This window comes from Photobacterium pectinilyticum (assembly GCF_024357955.1).
Taxonomy (GTDB): domain Bacteria; phylum Pseudomonadota; class Gammaproteobacteria; order Enterobacterales; family Vibrionaceae; genus Photobacterium; species Photobacterium pectinilyticum.
Genome location: NZ_JANEYT010000009.1, coordinates 51,065 through 70,763 on the forward strand (window position 1 = coordinate 51,065; position 19,699 = coordinate 70,763).

The following is a 19,699-nucleotide window of genomic DNA, read 5'->3' on the forward strand; positions in this document are numbered from 1 at the left end:
AACTGGGTATATTATTGCTATTAGTTCCAGTTATAGGATGTGTCATGGAGTGGCGGAAAATGTGTCGGCGCTGGCTGGGCGGCTTTTGGCTCGGGATCTTCGGTGTTGTTTTGGGGAGCTTCAGTGCTGTGGCGACAGAGTCTCGACCGCAGATCGGCGTGGTACTGAGTGGCGGTGGAGCCAAAGGGGCTGCCCACATTGGGGTACTGGCGGTACTGGAGGAGAACCGGATCCCGGTTGATGTGATCACCGGTACCAGTATGGGCGCCTATGTGGGGGGCATGTATGCCATGGGCCTGTCTGCCCGAGAAGTGCAGCAAAAAACGATGGTTGCTGATTGGCAGAGCGGTTACAACGATCGGGTTGGTCGTAATGATTTGGAATTGCGCCGCAAACAGCAAAATGACAATTATCAAATCTATACCGACATCGGTATTGATCTTCAAGGTAACTACCAATCCAAACCCGGTGCCTTCCAAGGGCAGGGCATGGCCATTTTGCTTGGCCGCCTAACCGACAATCTCCCCGCACTCGATAGTTTTGACGATTTGGCGATACCTTACCGGGCTGTGGCAACGGACATCGTTCATGTCCAGCCTGTGGTGCTTGAAAGTGGGCACCTGGCAACGGCGATGCAGGCTTCGATGACAGTACCGGGTGCCCTTCAACCGGTGCGAATAGACAATCAGATATTGGTGGATGGTGGCATCGTCAACAATATGCCTGTTGATGCAGCTCAGGCGTTGGGCGCTGACGTGATCATTGCGGTTGATCTGCGTGATGCGCTGTTTGGTGAGCAAGATCTCAATAGTGCATTCAATATTATCGGCCAGCTCACTACTTTCATGACCAATACCAGTTCTGACCAACAAATGGCGCTGATGGATGAGGGGGATGTTTATCTCCAGCCGGATGTCTCTTTCATGCTGGCACCGGATTTCGATAAAATGGATCAGGCTTATGTTGCCGGCCGTAAGATAGCATTGAATGCACTGCCGCAGCTCAAACGCTATCAGTTGCCAGAGCAAGACTACGAGGCCTATGTGCGTGCAAAGCTCGATCGTCGTTCACAGGTATTGGCCAGCCCGGCCTACTATATCGATCGGATCGAGGTGAACAACCATACCTCACGCTCTGATTTGGCGCTGCTCGAAGTGATGGATCTCAAGGCTGATCGGGTGATCACCAACGAAGAGATGGACGAAGCGGTAAAAAAACTCAATCGACAAGATATCTTCGAGCGTGTCACCTATCAAATAGAGCAGAAGGATGATGAAAGCACCTTGGTGATGGATGTCCGTGAGAAATCCTGGGGCCCGGGCTACCTTAACCTGAAGTTTGCTTTTGAGGATGACTTTGCCAACCGCTCAGATTTTGCCTTCGGTACCCAGTATATCTACACCAACCTGACTGATAAGGGCGGCGAGTGGCAGTTCGAATGGCTGCTGGGGAGCTGGAAGAAAATTGATACCAGCTTCTACTTTCCACTCGATTACCAAAAGAACACCTATACCTCGTTTGGTGTCAACTGGAACCGCGAAGTGCGTGAATTTATTTTGTCGGACGAACAAGCGGACATGATTGGCCGAGATCCTGGTACGGATGTCGAGACTGAGTACAGTGTTTTCAATGGCTATGCCGAGCTGGGGTGGAACCTGCAACCATGGAGTTCGCTGGCGGTGGGCTACCGTGGTGGTGTCGGTGAGGTCAGTGAAATCAATACCACTAATTATCAGGATTATTCGGCCCACGGCCCCTTTGTGTCTTTTGTTTATGATGATCTGGACAGCCTGTTCTTCCCACGCGAAGGTTTTATGCTCCATACCGAAGTGGGGCTTGGCTTGAGCCGCAGTTCGTTTAACGATGAAGAAACAGTATCGAGCGACAGTGCCTACGCACAAGTGAAATTACTCAAACCGTTTAGCTATGAAAGGCATAGCTTGATCGCGACCATGCAGGCGGGTGGCTATGATGGCGACGATCTCTTGCCGGTTTATGTGCAGGATCTGGGGGGACTGTTCAATCTGTCGGGTTACCACCGCTACGAGCTTAACGGCCGATATAAGCTTTTTGGGGCGTTAATGTATAGCTACCGGTTGCTGGATAATAATTTTGGTGCCGTGTCGATTCCGGTATATATCGGTGGTTCGTTGGAGCAAGGCGGTGTTTGGGATGATAAGTCGGACATTGATTTTGGCTCCAGCTTAGCGGCTGGAAGCCTGTTCTTGGGGTTAGATACCCCTATAGGACCGGTATACCTTGCTTATGGTATGGCAGAAGGAGGGCAAAATTCCTTCTACCTATCGCTGGGTACAACATTCGATTAGTCATTTCGCAGTGTTTATCGTCGGTTGGAGGATAGCAGCGTGGAGGTTGCTTCCTGATTTGACAGGGAGTCACAGGGTCGTTTCATTAAAGTTGGAACCGTCACCTCAAAGGCAATCATTGCTTTGTTATTCCTGACATTTTATTGACAATATGCCTCAGAGCTGAGGCAAAATACTCTACGGATATAACCTTTGTCCCTTTCGATGAGTTAGGTTTTCACCGGTATGGATACTAGGTTGACCTAGTCACCCTCTCGAAATGCAATATATGAGTTATTTTGCGAGCCATCGACCGGCTCGCTTTTTTTTATCTGCAACAAATAACCCACCAGCTTCTCCCTTTCTATACTTGATTATATCAGCTGTAATTTTCCCATTCCCTCAGAAGGATACTGCGTGCGTTTGAAAGGGACTCTGTTCAGTTTACTGCTCCTGGTTTTGCTGGTGGCGGGTATTGCCTATAAGGAATACTTGTCAGCTGGTGTGTCTGCCGTACGTTCAATGCCGACGCCAACAGTGGTGGTGGCTGAGGTGCAAAAAAAGCTGGTCCGGCGGGAAGTGGAAGCGTTGGGAACCGTAAAGTCGCGTGAGTCGGTAGTGCTCACGGCCAAGGTGACTGAAAAAGTTGATAGGGTGCTGTTTGAAGATGGCCAGTCTATTTCAGCTGGCCAGTTACTGGTTACCCTGCATGCTGACGAGCAGCAAGCCAAGGTACGGGCTGCCAAGGCCAACCTCAAAGAGCAGCATCGTGAATATCAGCGAATTGAAGGGTTGGTCAAGCGCAATACCATTGCCCGCTCTGAGCTGGATGCCATCTATACCGATATCGAAGTCGCCAAGGCGGTGTTGGCCCAGATTGAGGCCGAGTTGGCAGCGAGGTATATTCATGCGCCGTTTTCAGGTGTATTGGGCTTTCGACAGATCAGCCCCGGCGCCTTGGTGACACCGGGAGCGGTGATCACCACCCTTGATGATATTGCTACAGTAAAACTCGACTTTTCTATTCCCGAGGCGTTTCTCGGTTTGGTAGCCCAAGGTGCAGTGATCGAGGCCAGCGCTGCAGCGTATCCTGATGAAATATTCCGTGGTCAGGTTGCCAGTATTGGTAGTCGGATCAACCCGCAGACCCGTGCAATGGTGGTACGGGCTGATATTGCCAACCGTGATTTACGGTTACGCCCCGGCATGCTGATGACCCTGTCCTTGATTGTCGGTGAACATCAAGGGTTGATGGTGCCGGAAGAAGCCTTGGTCCCCCGCCAGCAGCAACATTTCTTGTTTGTGGTTGGGGCGGAGGGCATTGTTGAGCAGCGCGAAGTCGAGCTGGGTTTCCGTCGTCGGGGCGAGGCTGAAGTGCTGTTAGGCATAGAGGAAGGTGAGCGGGTGATCACCCGGGGAATCCAACGGATCAGGCCGGGGCAGAAAGTGGAAGTCCGCGAGCAAGAGCGCTTTACCTTCAGGGAGGCTGGCTGATGTGGTTGTCGGATCTCTCGGTCACCCGTCCGGTACTGGGCTCGGTGATCAGCCTGTTGTTGGTGGTGTTTGGTATGGTGGCGTTCGATCGGCTGCCATTGCGAGAGTATCCTGATATTGACCCGCCGGTTGTGACAATTTCCACCAGCTATAGGGGCGCGTCGGCAGCTATAGTTGAAACGCGGATCACCCAATTGGTGGAAGATAGGATCGCCGGTATCGAAGGGATCCGCTCTATTAGTTCAAGTAGCCGTGATGGTCGTTCCAGTGTGACTTTGGAGTTCTCAATTGGCCGTGATATCGACGCCGCAGCCAATGATGTTCGTGACCGTATTTCTGGTATTTTAAATAACTTACCCGATGAGTCCGACCCGCCTGAAGTACAGAAGGCAGCCGCGGGTTCGGAAGTGATCATGTGGCTTAACTTGGTCTCTGATCGGATGGATACGCTGGCGCTGACAGATTATGCCAGCCGCTATTTGGTTGATCGCTTCTCGGTGATCGACGGAGTAGCAGGGATCCGCCTTGGCGGCGGCAAATCTTATGCCTTGAGGATCTGGATTGACCGCCAGAAATTGGCGGCAAGGGGCTTGACCGTCACGGATATCGAAGATGCCTTGAGGGACGATAATATCGAACTGCCTGCAGGTTCGGTGGAGTCACAGAGCCGGCAGTTTACGGTTCGTACCCAGCGCAGCTTTGTCGCCCCTGAAGATTTTGTTCGCTTGGTGATCGGTAGCGGTGATGATGGTTATTTGATCAGGCTTGGTGATGTCGCCAAGGTGGAACTGGCCGCCGAAGAAGAGCGGATCACCTTCCGTGGCAACACCCAGGACATGATTGGAATAGGGATCACCCGCCAGTCAAAAGCCAATACCTTGGATGTAGCCAAAGCGGCCAATGACTTGGTCGATCAGCTCAACTCGACCTTGCCGCCAGGTATGGAGATTAAACGCTCCTATGACTCCTCTGTGTTCATCCAGGCCTCGATAGACGAGGTGTACAAAACCCTGATGATCGCCCTCGGGTTGGTGGTGGTGGTGATATACCTTTTCCTTGGTAGTGTCCGTGCCATGCTGATCCCCGCCTTGACCTTGCCGGTCTCGTTGATTGGTGCCTTTACGGTGCTCTATGCCTTGGGTTTTACTCTTAACTTGTTGACTTTGTTGGCACTGATTTTGGCTATCGGTATCGTGGTTGATGATGCCATTGTGATGCTGGAAAACATTCACCGCCGTATCAGTAGCGGTGAGCCCCCGCTCAAAGCTGCGTATCTCGGAGCCAAGCAGGTTAGTTTTGCCATTATTGCCACGACTGTGGTGCTGGTGGCGGTCTTTCTGCCGATCGGCTTTCTCGAAGGGGATCTGGGTAAATTATTCCGTGAGTTCTCCATTGCCATCAGTGCGGCGGTAATACTGTCATCCTTGGTGGCGTTGACGTTAAGCCCTATGATGGCCTCGAAATTGATGCGGCCAGTTGATAAGGAAAGCGGCTTGGTCAGGCTCAGTAGTCGTGCCATGGCCGCGCTAACGGCGAGCTACAAGGGTATGTTGGCCCATGCGATCAATCGCCCGCGCCGGGTTATTGTGGCCTTGGTACTGGTATTGGTTGTCTGTGGCTGGCTGCAACAGCGTCTTCCCTCTGAGTTTGCCCCGCGGGAGGACAGGGGGGCGATGTTCATCATCATCAATGGCCCGCAGGGGGCGAGCTTTGATTTTATCCAGCCTTATATGGATGAGGTCGAGCACCGCTTGATGCCATTGGTGGAAGCTGGCGAGATCAAACGCTTGCTGATCCGTGCGCCGCGTGGATGGGGGCGGCTCGCTGATTTTTCCAATGGCTTTGCGATTGTGGTGCTGGAGGATTGGGCCGAGCGCCGTCCGGCGGGGGCGATTATTGGTGATATCCGTCGGCGCTTGGGTGATTTGGCCGGGATCACGGCTTTTCCGGTGATGCGTCAGCCGTTCGGTCGCGGGGTCGGTAAACCGGTACAGTTCGTATTGGGAGGCGGCAGCTATGAAGAGCTGGCCCAGTGGCGGGATATCATACTCGATGCGGCGGCTCGTAACCCCAAGATTGTCGGTCTGGATCATGACTACAAGGAAACCAAGCCACAGCTGAGGATCGTGATAGATCGCGATCGGGCTGGCGATCTCGGGGTGTCGTTAAAGACGATTGGCCAGACCCTCGAATCTATGCTCGGATCCCGTCAGGTAACAACTTATTCATGGCGCGGCGAAGAATACGATGTGGTCATCGAAGGCCAGCGCGAACGGCAAAATACCGCTGCCGACTTGGCCAATTTGTATGTCAGGGCTGAACAGGCCGAGGCATTGGTTCCGCTGTCGAGTCTCATCCGTGTTGATGAATACGCTGGCGCATCACAGTTAAACCGTTACAACCGGGTAAGGGCGATTACCCTCGAGGCTAATTTGGCTGACGGCTATACCTTGGGCGAAGCCCTTGGCTATCTTAATGGCTTGGTTGATGAGTTGCTGCCTGCTGATGCTGTGGTCAATTACAAAGGCGCGTCCAAAGACTATCAAGACTCCAGTACATCGATTGTGTTTATCTTTGCCTTGGCACTGGTTGTGGTCTTTTTGGTCCTCGCCGCGCAATTTGAGAGCTATATCCATCCGTTGATTATTATGCTTACCGTGCCGCTAGCGACAATGGGGGCATTGCTCGGGCTCTACTTCACTGATCAGACCCTCAATATCTATTCGCAGATAGGCCTTATCATGCTGATTGGCTTGTCGGCCAAAAACGGGATCTTGATTGTTGAGTTCGCCAACCAGTTGCGCGATCAGGGGATGGCGTTTGATGAGGCCTTGCTTGAAGCTGCATCCGAACGCTTGCGGCCTATTTTGATGACAGCCATTACCACTATCGCTGGTGCGATCCCGTTGATTCTGGCGACGGGGGCAGGGGCTGAAAACCGTGTTGTCATCGGTATTGTTGTGTTGTGTGGTATCACGGTCGCCACTTTGTTTACCCTGATTGTGATCCCGGTGATGTACCGCTTGCTCGCTCGTCATACCCTAAGTCCCGAGCATGTATCGCGGCAACTGGCACGGCAGATAGAAGACAGTTGAAGTACGCTAGAATGTAGAAAAGGCATCGAATACATCAATAAAAGTGCGAATTATTACTGAATTTGCGGTGTCTACTACGACAATTTCCTGCCTTTCCGCTACTATCACGGCAGTAATCACGACAAGACTTAATCTGGTGATAGTAATATGAAAATTTCTGTTGATGGCGGCTCATTCAAAGTTGCAATCGAAACTGAATTTGCAGGACTGATTGAAGAGTCTGCTGCTATTTATAACGAAACCTTCGAGCAGGCGAAAACCAAAGACAAGACGATTTTGCGTTTCTTGCAAATCATCATTGAGCATCGCGACAGTGATGATGCGATTGGTTATGCCGTACTGGGTTTGCTGGGTTGGTACCACATCAACATCAATCCTGTTGAAGACCAAGATATTGAATTGAACCTGCCGAAAATCTTGCCGCACCTGATTAATCCGGCCGGCGATCTGACCGCAACAAGTGCCAGCGAAGGCAGTACCTTTCTGCATTGATTGAAGGGGAAAAAAGTCTGATATTTATAGAAGCCAATTGGGATCGCCAGTTGGCTTCTATTTGTTATCTAACGGGCAACCCCAAGGAATATTCGTAGAAAACCCTTGATTATACCAACCTACATAAATATTTGATCAGTCTTGCAGGTTAAAATCGCTGTTCTCTGCGTTAGATATTTTGTAATTAGAGCCAACTAGTTGCTGCAATATCTGCCTTGATAGCAACGATTTTTCCAGTGCAAATACTTGATCAACGACTTATCCAGATTGGTATTAAAAGTCATTTATAATTCGCCATGAAATTTTTTATTGTACGTTTCAATATAGCTTGAGCTTCTCTATTCACTTTTCTCCGTACTTGCTGCGAGTCTTTTTTCATAATTTAACTGTCTTTCCACATACGCGGCAACGGTAAATGACTTTGCAAATAAATCGCTGAATAAACGTCCGGTGCACTAAACAATAATGATGATGTTTACATTCCATAGTGAATAATTCCCTTAAAGCAATTATTAAATGCATGTTATCTTTTTATGTATTGGTGGGCAGTATCATTTTGGTATCAATTATTAATTATGTATAAGTGATACCAAAAAGATATCCACTGCTCGGACCATATTTAGTGATAGAGTTAATAAAAAGATACTGGTGAAATTGTCATACTAAAAGGTCTACTCTTAGTCAGCTGTAAAGGAAATACGGATGTTCAAATCACTGGGTATTGCCATAACGGTAGCCACGATTTTCGTTTCAAACGTGACAGTCGCAAGCGAAAATATTTTTGCTCAAGCATCAAAAGGGAGCTTCAACGATGCAGCAATTGTTAAGTTATTTGAGAAACAGCCTGCTTTAACGGCAGAGGTTATTTTTGCCGGCACGCCAACAAATACGTTCAAGCAAGCGGTAGACAATAGTGCGCTTGCGTTTAGTGCAGTCGAAAATAGTACGATTGATGGCCGCCTAGTACAGGCGTCAGTTGAGGCATTTCAACAATACCAATTAGTTGAAGCAAGGGCTTTCATAACGACGCCGATCGAAATGTGTGTCTTGATGAACAGTCAGGATGTCGCTAATAATACCGGTATCACCACGATTGCTTCTCATCCTGCGGCTTTGAAACAAATTAATATATGGAAAGCAGGCTTTAAACCACAAGAAGTGGAAATCCCTGAAGGGACCGCAGCCGCAGCAAGGCTTGTTTCCAGCCAAGAACTCCCTGAAGGTACGGCAGCAATAGGTGCATGTGTTTTAAATACGGTCTATACCAATCTTGATGTTGTCGAAAGAGGAGTTCAGGATAATAAAAACAATAAGACTTCTTTTTTGCTCATGAAGGTTGAGCCGCGCGAAACTGAAATTAGCGAGGGTGAGGCCCGTTCCGAACTAATGGAAGCCATTAAGCTGGGGAAAAAAACGGTGAAAGTTAATCTTTAGGTGATATTGCCATAGATATTCGCTGAAAATAGTTTGGGCTTCTATGTGTTTTAGTCGAGATATGCGAAAAAACGTAGGCCAGTAGCCATTGCTACTGGCCTATTTTTTGTATCAGCTAATAGCAACCTACATAAATATTTGATCAGTCTTGCAGGTTAAAATCGCTGTTCTCTGCGTTAGATATTTTGCAATTAGAGTTACTAGTTACTGCAATATCTGCCTTGATAACAACGATTTTTCCAGTGCAAATACTTGATCGACTACTTATCCAGATTGGTATAATTGTCGGCGTAAGCGGCGTTTCGAGAGCAAACGTGTGTAGCATTCGCGGCAACATTGTTGTTTTGATTTTGGTTTGTTTGTGCCTGGTTATTCATCGCTTGGTTATCTAACCGGCCGCTAAGGCGGGTTAGTAGCAGGGCGACAATCACGATAATCGCACCAACCCAAGGAGTATGCATTAAACCAGCGTTGGCGACGATGTGGCCGCCCCCCCATGAGCCTAATGCGATACCGATGTTGAAGGCTGCAATATTAAGACCTGAGGCAACATCAACGGCATCCGGGCTGACTTTCTCTGCCAATTTGACCACGTATACCTGCAAGCCCGGTACGTTACCGAAGGCAAAAGCACCCCATACCAAGATAGTCGCTACTGCGGCAATTGGATTGTAGGCTGTGAGATTGAACATCAGCATGGTTGCTGCTAAACCAGTGAAAATAATGGTCAGTGCTTTGATTGGCCCCATCTTGTCGGCCATTTTACCGCCCCAGATATTGCCAATAGCGACAGATACGCCGTATACCATCATGATCAGACCAATGGCTCCGGAGTTGAATCCAGACACATCTTCCAAAATAGGTGCCAGGTAGGTAAAGGCTGTAAACGTACCGCCATAACCTAGTGCGGTGATGGCATACACCAACAGTAAGCGCGGTTGGGTCAGGACTTTCAGTTGCGCTGATAGCTTAGCTGCTGGTGGCTGTTTCAAGTTGCCCGGAACCAAAATAGCGCTGCCAATCAACGCGATCAGACCAAGTAGCGCGACAATCAAGAAGGTCGCCTGCCAACCGAATGTTTGGCCGATATAGGTACCCAGTGGTACACCGGTCACCAGGGCTACAGTCAGGCCGGTAAACATGATAGCAATGGCACTGGCAGCTTTGTCTTTTGAAACCAATCCAGTGGCAATGGTTGAGCCAATGGAGAAGAATACCCCGTGGGCTAGGCCAGTTAGGATACGTGCCAAGATCAGGGTGTTATAACCCGGAGCCTGCCACGCCAGCAAGTTACCTGCAACAAACAGGCCCATGACCGATAGCAGGACCGCCTTGCGGTTCCATTTACCGGTTAGGGCAGTCAAAACCGGGGCGCCTACGGCAACACCCAGGGCATACAAACTGACTAGCAGGCCGGCAGAAGGTAGTGAAACATTAAGGTCGGCTGCCATGGTTGGGATCAAGCCCACGATGACGAATTCTGTGGTTCCGATAGCAAAGGCGCTTAGCGTCAATGCCAATAGTGCTAAAGGCATAGTTTTTCTCTCTATTCATGTAATAAAACCGCCGCTGCGGCCTACATAGGCTTTGAGCTGTAAAGCTCACATCCGGCGGCACTCTCTCTGTTGGCAGGCATTATTCAAAAAATTGCCATTGCTAAAAACAGCACCTTTTACAAATGATTTTTGCTATAAATGAAAAAATGCGAAGGTGATAAAAAATGTTGGAAGGAAAGGTGCCATGCGAACGCGCTCTGATGATTTGGAAATTTTACTGACCGTGGTCGATAGCGGTGGCTTCTCTGCGGCTGCAGAGGCGTTGGATATCCAGGTTGCGCGGGTATCCCGGGCTGTGAGCAAGGTCGAGAAACAGCTTGGCGTGTCTATTCTCAACCGTACTACTCGCCGGGTAGAGCTGACAGATGAAGGGCGGCAGTTTATCGAAGCGGTGAGGACTGGCCTGCAGCATATCCAGCAGGCCGAGGAAGACATCATGCAGCGCGGAGAGTTGCCCAAGGGGAGGCTAAGGGTGGATGCGGCCAGCCCGTTTGTGTTCCACCAGCTGGTTCCGCTGATCCAGCCGTTCAAAGCCGCTTACCCTGAAATTGAGCTCGAGCTGACGTCCAATGAAGGCTTTGTCGATTTGCTGGAAAAGCGCACCGATGTGGCAATCCGTATTGGCAAGCTGGATGATTCCACCTTGCATGCCCGGCCGCTGGGAAGAAGCCCGCTCTATATCGTTGCCTCGCCGGAATATCTGGCCAAGCGCGGGCTCCCCAAGCTGGTCAACGAACTCCACCAGCATGATTTGATTGGTTTTGCCGGTGCCAAGATCCTCAACCGTTGGCCGCTCAAGGGGCTGGATACGATTTCGCCTTCAATGATTTCGAGCAACGGTGAAACCGTCCGCCAGCTGGTACTGGCGGGCAATGGTATCTCGTGTCTGTCGGGCTTTATGGTCAACAAGGATTTGGAGGAGGGGCGTTTGGTCTCTTTGCTGGAAACAGAAAAACTGGTCAATACCGGCCGCGAGCAAGTCAATGCGGTGTTCTATAAATCATCTTCGGTGGCAAGGCGGATCTCGGCCTTCATCGATTTTATCCAGCCGCAGCTGACGCTGTAGACTTATACCCAGTTCACACCTAGAACGGATAGTGGTTGAACACATCCTCAATCATTTGTTTTAGCGGAGTGCCATTTTCATCGTCATCCGAGCCGTTGACGCGGGCATAGGTGCGAAGCCCTGAGATCTGTACCTGGATATGGCGTGCCAGTTGGTGCGGGTCTTTCTCTTTGTCAATCTCACCCAGCTCCTGGGCTTCGACGATCAGCTTTTCGAATTCACTTTCCATCTTGCGGAACGATCGCTTGGCCTCTTGCAGCAATTCTTCATGCTCGCCGGTGAGCTCGGCCACGGTTTTGGCCAGCATGCACATGCCGCTCGGTGCCCCTTGCTGGGTGTTGATCACCAGCTGCTCCATGAACAGTTTCAGCGCTGCCACAGGCGATGCACTATTAGCCCGGCAAGCTGCCAACTTCGCGACCCCTTGTTCGGTGTAGTGTTGCAGGGCTTCTTTGAACAGCCCCTCTTTGCTGCCGAAGGCGGCGTAAATGCTGCCTGGGCGCATATCTATCACGTCTTGCAGGTTGCGCATAGACGTAGCGTGAAACCCTTTTTCCCAATACAGGCTCGTGGCTTTGTCGATGACTTGCTGACGGTCAAATTTTGCATGGTTTGCCATAATGAGTTTCCAGCCTAATAAGTGAACGATAGTTCAATTTTAAGCGTAACCGCGGCTCAAGTCTAATCTGCTGTTGTCAGAAGGTAGTTTCGGTATGGTTGAGATTGTGATTAAGCGATTGGTCGCAACAAGGTGATGAAGGCGTCGTTTGTGGTTCTGCACTAGCGAAACCGGAACAATGATCAAGGCTTAAACAAGAAGCTTGATCATTGTCCCTATGTGGTTATTTTTTTTCAACGAACGTCACTTGGTACTCACCAATGCCGTCGTATTTGATCGTCGTTGGTTTATCAAACTCGACTTCAACAATACCGCAGTACGAACCGGTGATAATGGCTTCGCCTGCAGAGAAGTGCATGCCGCGGCGGGTCATATAGTTGATCAGCCAGTACACAGGATTCTGCGGCATAGTATTAGGGTGCACGCCTGCGAAAGTTTGTACTTGCTCACCTTGCGTTACAGTGATGTCAATCTTAGCGGCGGCAAACGCTTTTTCGCGTTCAATTTCAGGACCGATAAACATGCCTTGGTTAACTAGGCAATCAGCCAGTTTCTCAAAGAATTCCGCACCGCTGTCATCGGCAAAGCGAGCTTGCATCAACTCCAGTGCCATATGGCATGGGCCAATTGCCGCGTTGATTTGCTCTTCGCTGTAACCTTCTGGGTTAGCTGGCAGATCAGCGTTTAGGATAAAAGCAATTTCAGGCTCAATACGCACTGCGTTGTTATCGGCAAACAGCTCACAGCTTTCGCCTTGTTGAATAGTCTCAGCAAAAATTGGTGCAACCACAAACTTGTCGTCTGAAAGCGGTAGTAAGCACTTCCATCCACCCACTTTGTCGCTGTGTTGGTCAATCATTGACGATTGGATTTGCAGAGCATCATCCACATTGGCTGGACGTTGCTGCTCGTCAAGGCGTGGTGCTTTGGTACCTGGTACTCGACGGTTTAGTAGTTCGGTAGCTGCTAGTTCAAAATTCATAATAGTCATATTGTATTACCTTTGGTTTATCCATAGATAATATCGATATTTACCAACTCTGGGTAGTGAAACTACTCGGAAGTGGAATATTTGTCATAAACAATTTAGTCGCTCCCAATCGACGTCATTGGCTGTCGTTTCGTTTGTATTCGTAGGTGGAATGCGTACTGCTGCACCCGGTATGCCTATCGCTAGATACTGAATTGCGGCAAAATGCTCTCTCGATGCTGGCTGACTACCTGCATGGCTATGCTTTGGCGATGAGCTGCCAATCTGGCAATGAACTCAAGGTTGATATGCTGTCTGGTCCTTTAGCGTTTTATATGCGGGCATTGCAGAAGATGGTGAAGTAAAGGGGGGATGTCGTTCCCTCTCTTGATCATGCTTCCAGAATTGAGGACACAAAAAGGCAGTCCGCAGGCTGTTTGAAACCGTGCCGAAGGTAATATTTTTGGCTCCGGTCTGCCATGTCGAAATCTCGCCTCCATTTTTGTATGATAAATATTCAGCTATTTATTCTTACCGTGAATAAATAACAATTCTCGAGCGAGCTTTGACACTGCTTGATATATCGCATCGCCACATCCGGCATTATTTCGTAGATCGACCTCTCTTTCTTCAAATTGGCCACTACTACGGCAATGAAAATAAATTTCATTCAGAATGCCAATATCGTATTTATTCACAATATGTACTCGTTCTCGAATAAGCCGGGGGAACTGGTTGATGGTAATATCAACAAACTTATTGTCCACTTCGAGCCAAACATGACTGAGAATCTCTGGGTAGTCAGAGAGGTTATTCCTGCACCACATTACTTTCGGATTATAGCCCTGTTCTCTCAAATACATCGCCAGCATGTTGTTGGCTAAATCACAAGAGCCAAACGGGAAAGCATTGAGCTCTTGCCAACGAGGGAGATCGCAATAGCGGTAAGATTGGGTTTCTATGATGGTAACAAGTGCATTCCTAAAGGTATGGACATGGTATTGCATAGTGGTTTCTCCCTGTTGACCCTTACTCATTATCTTCCAAATTTAGCATTATTATCAGTATAGGCATGTAACTTGAGTTATTGTTTTTAGCCTCGAGATTTAATGGTAACTATTATCGTTATAGTTTTAATTTTTTATATTAGCCACTAATTAACAATGGTTATCTTTCTCATACATAAAGGTATGTTAATCACTGCAATTAATCAATTCTAATAATCCATAAAATCCCTGTGAGAATATGAGACATATCTTAGTTTTGGGTTTTTATACCTGTTGTTTTTATTGTTTTTTATTGTTCTTGAGAAATGTTTCTAGCAAAAAATTACTTACACTTTTTGTGGGTGATATAAATGTATCTGTTAAGGAGATTTCGATTATTTTAGATGTTAATAATTAAGCTTTTCATTTTGAATCGATTAAAACTGACTTTGTAGAATGAAGTTATCCGCTTTAATTATAAAAATATAAGTAGTTGGAGCTTTTTGATGAGTATTAACATGGCTAGGTATATAAAAAATAATAAGGGAGTAGATAAAATATCTATTCCATTTTTCTTAGGCATCATGAGTGCCACTGTCTTTTCTAGTAATGCTGCAGCGGAGGACATGACATATCTTGAAGAGTTAGGTAAGCGTTTATATTTTGAAAATATTTCATTAAATAACAATATGTCTTGTGCAACTTGTCATGAGGGGTCTGCTGGTGGGACGAATGGCGATTCACATATTAACAACACAGAAGTTGCAGTAAGGGCGTCAGACGGCGTCAGTATCGGAGCCTTAAAGCCGCCTAATAACCAGTATTTACAGTTCTTGGATTATGAGCAAGCATGGAGCAAAAAAGGGGTAAATGATTTTAATGATTCCTGTGAACCTGCGGCACCAGGTGCACCTCGCGCACCCTGTGGGGGCGCATTTTGGAACGGTCGAGCCAAGGGCGGTATGATAGAAGACGAAGGCATCAATGTTTTTGCCGGTCTTAGCAGTGAATACGAGGATATGTATCGTAAATATATTGGTCCATTGGCGGATCAGGCGCATGCCAGCCCTTTTATTAACCCGGTTGAGCAGCAAGAACCCACCAAAAAGTCAACTTGTGTTCAGGTACGAGATGACACTGAGTGGGGTGAGCAGCTGTATAAATTCGCCTGGGGTAAAGATCTGAAATGTGGTAAGAAAAACGTTGATAAAGTCTTTGCTCAGTTTGCGGTCGCCATTGCTGCTTGGCAAATGTCTAGTGATAATAACCGCTTTGATTCTAAACGGGATATCGCCCTTAAAAATGATGCAGATGGTAAATTCCCATTGGATGGATTTACTGACCAAGAAAACTTAGGTCATGATCTATTCTATGGAATTAGAGGGCCTGGTACACCGGGAGATCATCGAACTCCGCAACAAGGCTTCTTTGGAGGTGCTCGTTGTGCTTTCTGTCATCAGAGTGGCAACGACCAAGGTGAAGGGAAACTTGAACGCTACACCAATGATAGGTACTTCAATATTGGTGTGCCCCGTAATCATGAAATCCCTGGTGATCCCAATCCAGATGATGGCTTGATGTTTACGACTAATAACCCTTTCAACAAAGGGCAGCATAAGGTGCCAACTCTACGTAACGTGGATAAACGCCCTCATGACGGTTTTGTCAAAGCGTATACCCATAATGGTTGGTTTAAATCTCTGGAGCAACTCGTTCATTTCTACAACACAGCAAACGTAGATGCAGTAGCCTCTAAAGAAAGATGCCAGATGGACAAACCTACTGTTGAGGAAGCGATAGATAATGACTGCTGGCCAGAACCAGAGCATATGCAGACCTTCATATTTGCCCAGTTTGGTGTTGGTAACCTCGGTTTGACCAAGGATGAGGAGCAGGCGGTTGTTGCTTACCTGAAAACGTTAAGTGATCAGAGTCACCCAACCAAACCGAGCCGTTACAAACTACACATCATGGATCCAAAACGTATGCAGCACAGCACCTTGGGTGGTGGTTCTCATTTCCCACAGGAGCCAGAGCCTAAAGACCCATTTGCTGATAAGTTCTCTTTCGGACGATTCTAACGGACAGACGTTAAGTTTGTTAATAATGAATAACACCCAAGCGGCAGTTGTCGCTTGGGTGTTTTACTTGGGACTACTTTAAAAATAATGGGCTAGCAATTTATGGCTGAGATATCCGTTTTAGATACTCAACCTCGGTGTAGTAATCAGTTTTTTCGGCTCTATCAAGAAAAACTAAGCCATTGAGATGATCCAACTCATGCTGGAAAATGCGGGCAATAAAGCCTTCCATCTGGGTTTTGACTTCTTTGCCCTCGAGGGTGTCGTAGCGTACCTCGATATGGGAGTGACGGTTAACTAAGGCGCGGATCCCCGGAATACTCAGACAGCCTTCCCAGTCTTTTTCCATGCTATCGCTCGCCCAGGTAATTTCCGGGTTGAGCATCAAGGTCGGCTCCATCATCGGCGCGTCGGGATAGCGTGGATTCGGGCAGGAAGCAACAATAAACGCGCGAATAGATTCACTGACCTGCGGCGCAGCAATACCGACACCATTATGCTCAAGCATCTTTTGTTGTAGCGCCGTAAAGAATGGGGCTAACTCCTGATATTGGGCTGCCGAAAGTGGCGAGGCATGTTCGCGCAAGATAGGGTTGCCAAGCTGGGCGATGGTGAGCGTTTCCATGGTGCTAGTCCTTTTCACGGTTTCTCCGTAAAGCATATACCGATGTGAATAGAGGGCAAAGGGAAAATGGTAATAGGACGGGGCTGATGAATGGCGGGTAATGCTGTGTCAGCAAATAGGCTCTGTAAAGAGCCTATTGAGTCGGGGAGCCTTGCCGTTTAACAACGTGGGCTTAGTTACTCGTATCAATCATCCATACACATGATCAGCACGGCTGCGAAAGCCAGGAAGGCTGTCATCATCAGGAACACATCGTTGTAAGCCATAATAGCCGCATCACGCTGCATGGTGGATAGCAGAGTTGCCTGAGCTTGTTGCATCGCGGTGCCTGCATCACTCCCCGCCTTGATGAAGAAATCAATTTGCTGCAGCATCTGTTGCCAGCCATTGTTGCTGACACTGGGTAGAGACTCCTTGATGTGTCCGAGGTGCTCCCGGGTTTTGTTATCCAGCAGGGTGGCAATAATCGCAATGCTGAATGCACCGCCGAGGTTACGCATGACATTGGTCAGCGTCGATGCATCAGGCGTATCGGCTTTGCTGATATGTTTCATCGCTACCAATGACAAAGGCACCATGATAAATGGGCTACCGATGGCACGTAGCACCATAGATAGGATCAGCTGTTGGCCGCCGAAATCGACGGTCATATGGGTGTTGACGTAACAGCTCACGCCAAACATGGCAAAGCCAAAGGTGACCAGATACTTAGGTTTGATGAACTGGACCAACTTAGGCACGATGGGGAACAGCAGTAATTGCGGGAAGCCCATCCACATTAATACTTCACCGATTTCCATCGCGTTGTAGCGCTGGATTTGAGTGAGGTAAAGCGGCAGTACATAAATCGAACCGAGCAGCGCCATCCCGAGGATCAAATAGGCCAGACACGACATGGCAAACTGCCTTTCGCGCAGCAAACGCAGGTTAACCAGTGGTTTTTTGTGCTGCAGCTCGTTGATGACGAAATAGACCAAGCTGACGGCGGAGATGATTGCCAGAGTGATAATAAAACTCGAGCTGAACCACTCTTCGCGATTGCCTTCTTCCAACACTACTTCCAAGCACCCCAGTCCAAGGGCCATAGTAACAATCCCGAACCAGTCGGCTTTGAGCAAGGAGCCGAGATTGAGCGGTTCGTCATCCAAGCCATAGCGGATCATCGAAATCACCAAGATCGCTGGTGGGATGTTGATATAGAAAATGTAATGCCATGATAGGTTTTCAGTTAGCCAGCCACCGAAAGTCGGCCCGATAGACGGAGCGAAGGTGGCAGTCACACCGAACAACGCCATCCCGACGGCTCGCTTTTGGATTGGCAGTAGTTGTATGACCAGCGAGAAGGCCAATGGGATCAATGCGCCGCCGCTGAAGCCCTGCATGGCGCGAAACACAATCATTGAGCTCATGTTCCATGACAATGAGCAGAGGAAGGATGACAGGGTGAAAATCACTGTCGTCCATGTTAAATACCGGCGTTTGCCCAGTGCTTTTGATAACCAGCCACTGAGCGGTATCGCGATCATTTCAGCCACTAAATAGGAGGTGGAAATCCACGAGCTTTCATCCAGTGTGGCAGACAGTGCCCCCTGAATATCTTTGAGCGAGGAGTTGGTGATTTGGATATCCAAAATCGCCATAAAGGCGCCAATTAAGCCGCCGAACAGAGCAATCCAGTGGCGGCGAGGAACATGGAGCGCCTCGCTTTCAACAGCCGATGGCTGTTGGCTTGTAGTGATTTCTGCACCCATGACTTAGCCTCGTGTATCGACAGTCGCCACGACAGACAACCCCGGGATCAGCCTGCCTTTCAGGTTTTGTGGGTCAGGAATGGTAATTTTTACCGGTACTCGCTGAACAATCTTGGTGAAGTTACCGGTCGCATTTTCTGGCGGTAATAGCGCAAATTTCGCCCCGGTTGCCGGTGAGAAGCTATCAACCACTCCTTGCAAAGGTTGGCCGGGGAAGGCGTCCAATTCTACGGTGACACTTTGGCCCTGATGGATCCCGCTCAGCTGAGTCTCTTTGAAATTGGCTTCAATCCACACATTGCTGGTCGGCACCAAACTCATCAATGGCATACCTGGTTGAACATAGAGGCCAACCCGAAGGCTACGTTTGCCAACAATGCCATCAACAGGTGCATAGATGTTGGTGTAGGCAAGGTTGAGTTGGGCCTGTTCAAGCTGTGCTTGTGCTTCGGTCATAGCCGCTTCGGCTTGTTTGACCTGGCTGGCAATCACCACGAGTTGATCTTTAGCGCCTTGGTAGCTGGCATTGGCTTCTTCGAGCTGTGCTGCGGTGACCTTCTGGTGCGAGGTCATGCTATCAAGTTCATCTTGTGATGAGTAATTGCGTTTGAGCAGGCTGCGGGTGCGGGTCACTTGTTGTTTGGCACGATCGAATTCGGCTTTCGCTGAGGCAATTTGGCTTTGCACCTGACGGATTTGGGTTTTTTGTAATTGCTCTTGGGCATGAAGGTTGTCGATAGCCGCTTGGCTGACAGCTAAATTCGCCTTGGCCTGATCCAATGCTGCTTTGAAATCACGGTCGTCAATTTTTGCCAGCAGATCACCGGTTTTTACTTGCTGGTTATCAGAGACAAAAGATTTAGTGATATAGCCACTGATTTTTGGGCTGATGTTGGTGATATCACCTTGTAGGTAGGCATTATCCGTTGATTCGAAATATTGGCCATAGCCAAACCAGTAGCCACTGCCTAGTGCGCCTAGCGAAAGCATGATCAAGGTAGCGATCAGTGGCGCTTTTTTCTTATTACGTTTGGGAAGCGCGTTTGTTTCTGCTGGTGAATTGCTTGGCGAATCGGCTTTGGAAGCTTGGCGTTGTTCGGTCATTTTACCCTCGTTTTTATACCCAAGTGATATCAAGCTGCAGGTTCTCTGCGGGAATAATATGGGCTTATAAGAATTGGCTTTAGGAAAGTGTGTCAAATTGTAAATGATATCGATTGGTTG

The 19,699-nt window shown here is 48.6% G+C and carries 14 protein-coding genes and 1 pseudogene; 8 read left to right on the forward strand and 7 right to left on the reverse strand.

Annotation, left to right across the window (positions count from 1 at the left end; genetic code table 11):
• Positions 1-44: 44 nt before the first annotated feature.
• The 5 genes from NHN17_RS06030 to NHN17_RS06050 all read left to right on the forward strand — a co-directional run bounded on the left by NHN17_RS06030 (position 45) and on the right by NHN17_RS06050 (position 8,821).
• The gene (locus tag NHN17_RS06030) at positions 45-2,327 is read left to right on the forward strand and encodes a patatin-like phospholipase family protein (RefSeq protein WP_255041219.1); all 2,283 of its coding nucleotides are present in this window, start codon (positions 45-47) and stop codon (positions 2,325-2,327) included.
• A gap of 396 nt (positions 2,328-2,723) precedes the next feature.
• Positions 2,724-3,800 carry an efflux RND transporter periplasmic adaptor subunit gene (locus tag NHN17_RS06035; RefSeq protein ID WP_255041220.1) on the forward strand — a complete coding sequence of 359 codons (1,077 nt, stop codon included), beginning with the start codon at positions 2,724-2,726 and terminating at the stop codon, positions 3,798-3,800.
• The gene (locus NHN17_RS06040; RefSeq protein WP_255041222.1) at positions 3,800-6,895 is read left to right on the forward strand and encodes an efflux RND transporter permease subunit; all 3,096 of its coding nucleotides are present in this window, start codon (positions 3,800-3,802) and stop codon (positions 6,893-6,895) included. Before NHN17_RS06035 ends, NHN17_RS06040 begins: the two co-directional genes overlap by 1 nt.
• A gap of 147 nt (positions 6,896-7,042) precedes the next feature.
• Positions 7,043-7,387, forward strand: a complete 345-nt coding sequence (locus tag NHN17_RS06045) for a hypothetical protein (RefSeq protein ID WP_255041223.1) — start codon at positions 7,043-7,045, stop codon at positions 7,385-7,387.
• A gap of 702 nt (positions 7,388-8,089) precedes the next feature.
• Positions 8,090-8,821 (forward strand): prephenate dehydratase domain-containing protein, encoded by a 732-nt coding sequence (locus NHN17_RS06050; protein ID WP_255041224.1) that lies wholly within the window; start codon positions 8,090-8,092, stop codon positions 8,819-8,821.
• 353 nt (positions 8,822-9,174) lie between these two features.
• On the opposite strand, the pseudogene NHN17_RS06055 reads toward NHN17_RS06050, so the two are convergent.
• Positions 9,175-10,356: pseudogene (locus NHN17_RS06055) on the reverse strand (MFS transporter); the annotation flags it as partial.
• Between the two features lie 205 nt (positions 10,357-10,561).
• On the opposite strand from NHN17_RS06055, the gene NHN17_RS06060 reads away from it, so the two are divergent.
• The gene (locus NHN17_RS06060; RefSeq protein ID WP_255041225.1) at positions 10,562-11,443 is read left to right on the forward strand and encodes a LysR family transcriptional regulator; all 882 of its coding nucleotides are present in this window, start codon (positions 10,562-10,564) and stop codon (positions 11,441-11,443) included.
• A 19-nt stretch (positions 11,444-11,462) separates the two neighbouring features.
• Here NHN17_RS06060 and NHN17_RS06065 read toward each other — a convergent pair whose 3' ends face one another.
• A complete protein-coding gene (locus NHN17_RS06065; protein ID WP_255041227.1) occupies positions 11,463-12,062 on the reverse strand; it encodes a TetR/AcrR family transcriptional regulator in 600 nt (199 codons plus the stop codon).
• A 223-nt stretch (positions 12,063-12,285) separates the two neighbouring features.
• Positions 12,286-13,053: a hydratase gene (locus tag NHN17_RS06070; RefSeq protein ID WP_255041229.1), complete on the reverse strand. Its 768-nt coding sequence runs from the start codon at positions 13,051-13,053 to the stop codon at positions 12,286-12,288.
• A gap of 146 nt (positions 13,054-13,199) precedes the next feature.
• On the opposite strand from NHN17_RS06070, the gene NHN17_RS06075 reads away from it, so the two are divergent.
• Positions 13,200-13,397: a hypothetical protein gene (locus NHN17_RS06075; protein WP_255041230.1), complete on the forward strand. Its 198-nt coding sequence runs from the start codon at positions 13,200-13,202 to the stop codon at positions 13,395-13,397.
• A gap of 156 nt (positions 13,398-13,553) precedes the next feature.
• Here NHN17_RS06075 and NHN17_RS06080 read toward each other — a convergent pair whose 3' ends face one another.
• Entirely contained in the window at positions 13,554-14,069 is a 516-nt protein-coding gene (locus NHN17_RS06080) for a hypothetical protein (RefSeq protein WP_255041231.1), read from the reverse strand.
• Between the two features lie 455 nt (positions 14,070-14,524).
• On the opposite strand from NHN17_RS06080, the gene NHN17_RS06085 reads away from it, so the two are divergent.
• Positions 14,525-16,099, forward strand: coding sequence for a cytochrome-c peroxidase (locus NHN17_RS06085; protein WP_255041237.1), 1,575 nt, complete (start codon positions 14,525-14,527; stop codon positions 16,097-16,099).
• A 100-nt stretch (positions 16,100-16,199) separates the two neighbouring features.
• On the opposite strand, the gene def is transcribed toward NHN17_RS06085, so the two are convergent.
• The 3 genes from def to NHN17_RS06100 all read right to left on the reverse strand — a co-directional run bounded on the left by def (position 16,200) and on the right by NHN17_RS06100 (position 19,579).
• The gene (def, locus tag NHN17_RS06090) at positions 16,200-16,742 is read right to left on the reverse strand and encodes a peptide deformylase (protein ID WP_255041238.1); all 543 of its coding nucleotides are present in this window, start codon (positions 16,740-16,742) and stop codon (positions 16,200-16,202) included.
• Positions 16,743-16,909: 167 nt separating this feature from the next.
• On the reverse strand, positions 16,910-18,475 hold the full coding sequence (locus NHN17_RS06095; protein ID WP_255041239.1) for a DHA2 family efflux MFS transporter permease subunit: 1,566 nt from the start codon (positions 18,473-18,475) through the stop codon (positions 16,910-16,912).
• Between the two features lie 3 nt (positions 18,476-18,478).
• Positions 18,479-19,579, reverse strand: coding sequence for an HlyD family secretion protein (locus NHN17_RS06100; RefSeq protein WP_255041240.1), 1,101 nt, complete (start codon positions 19,577-19,579; stop codon positions 18,479-18,481).
• Positions 19,580-19,699 lie beyond the last annotated feature (120 nt).